The sequence below is a fragment of the Pseudomonas sp. CAM1A genome (genome assembly GCF_047501685.1).
Taxonomy (GTDB): domain Bacteria; phylum Pseudomonadota; class Gammaproteobacteria; order Pseudomonadales; family Pseudomonadaceae; genus Aquipseudomonas.
Map to the genome: position 1 here is coordinate 1 of NZ_JBFNXP010000039.1, position 1,946 is coordinate 1,946.

The window sequence follows — 1,946 nt, forward strand, 5'->3', positions numbered from 1 at the left end:
CCGGTCGGGCAGCGCGTGGTCGCCGTCCTGCACTTCCATCACCTGGCCCTGGACCACACGGCGATGGAGGTGATCGTCCATGAGCTGCAGGCGATCCTGTCCGGTCGCCAGCACCTGTTGAGCGCCCCCGTGCCGTACCGCACCTACGTCGCTCAGGTACGCCTGGGCGCCGCCGAGGCGGGGCACGAGGCGTTCTTCCGCGACATGCTCGGCGATGTCGACGAGCCGACCCTGCCCATGGGTCTGGCCGATGTGCAGGGCGATGGGCGCGATATCGAGGAGGCGCGCCTGCCGCTGGAGCCGGCCTTGTCGCGCCGGGTGCGCGAGCAGGCGCGCACACTTGGGGTCAGTGCCGCGAGCCTGATGCACCTGGCCTGGGCCCGCGTGGTCGGCGTGCTGGCGGGGCGTCACGACGTGGTGTTCGGCACCGTGCTGATGGGCCGCCTGCAGGGCGGCGAGGGCGCCGACCGGGCGTTGGGAGTGTTCATCAATACCTTGCCGTTGCGCATCGATACGGCCAATGGGGCCAGTGACGCGGTGCGGCTCACCCACCAGCGGCTGTCGGCGTTGCTCGGCCACGAACATGCTTCGCTGGCCCTGGCTCAGCGTTGCAGCGGTGTGCCGGCTTCGGCGCCGCTGTTCAGCGCCTTGCTCAACTACCGCCATAGCCCGACGGACCGGGACGATGTGGATGCCGCCAGCTTCCAGGGCATGCATCAGCTGGGCGGTGAAGAGCGCAGCAACTACCCGCTGACCCTGAGCGTGGACGACCACGGCGAAGGCTTCAGCCTGAGCGTGCTGGCCCAGCTGGGGATCGGTGCCGAACGGGTCGCAGGTTGGATGACCTCTGCCGTGAGCCAGCTGATCCAGGCATTGGAGCAAGGTGGCGCGGCACAGGTAGACAGGCTGCCCATCCTCGACGGTACTCAGCGACGCGAGGTGCTCGAAGGTTTCAATGCCACGGCCATGGACTACCCACAAGGTCAGACCGTGCACGCACTGGTCGAGGCCCAGTCGACTGAAGCGCTGGCCGTGGTGCAGGGCGAACAGCGCCTGAGCTATGGCGAGCTCAACCAGCGCGCCAACCGCCTGGCTCATCACCTGATCGAGCGTGGTGTGATCCTGGGCGACCGCGTGGCGCTGTGCCTGGACCGCGGCCCGCAACGGCTGGTGGCGATGCTGGCCGTGCTCAAGGCCGGCGCGGCGTATGTGCCGGTCGATCCGGGCTATCCGGCGGAGCGCATTGCCTATCTGCTCTGTGACAGTGCGCCGGCGCTGGTGCTGGTCGAGTCGGCGACCGAAGCGTTGGTAGGCGATGTTGCCAAGGCTGTGCTGGATGATGAAGCTTGGGCCGATCAGCCCACCAGCAATCCTGTGGTTACAGGGCTGGACGAGCATCAGCTGGCCTATGTGATCTACACCTCCGGTTCCACCGGGCAGCCCAAAGGGGTGATGGTCGAGCACCGCACCCTGGCCAACCTGGTTCACTGGCATTGCCAGGCCTTCGAGCTGGGCGCGGGCAGCCACACCTCCAGCGTCGCCGGCTTCGGCTTCGACGCCATGGCCTGGGAAGCCTGGCCGGCGCTGTGCGCCGGGGCAGTGCTGCACCTGCCGCCAGCGTCCATCGGCGGCGAGCATGTCGATGAGCTGCTCGACTGGTGGCTGGAGCAGCCGCTGCAGGTCAGCTTCCTGCCGACGCCGGTCGCCGAGCAGGCGCTGCGCCGCGAACGCCAGCACCCGACCCTGCGCACGCTGCTGGTCGGTGGTGATCGCCTGCGCCAGTTCGACCGTGATCCAGGCTTTGCGCTGGTCAACAACTACGGCCCGACCGAGACCACCGTGGTGGCGACGTCGGGGCAACTGCAACCGGGCGGCGCGCTGCATATCGGCAAGCCGACCGCCAACACTCGCGTCTATGTACTGGATGAGCAATGCCAGCCGGTGCC

At 68.2% G+C, this 1,946-nt stretch carries 1 protein-coding gene; it reads left to right on the forward strand.

Features of this window, described 5'->3' with window-relative positions; genetic code table 11:
• A partial coding sequence (locus ABZO33_RS26775) for an AMP-binding protein (RefSeq protein ID WP_414538496.1) occupies nucleotides 1–1,946 on the forward strand: 1,946 nt, incomplete at both ends.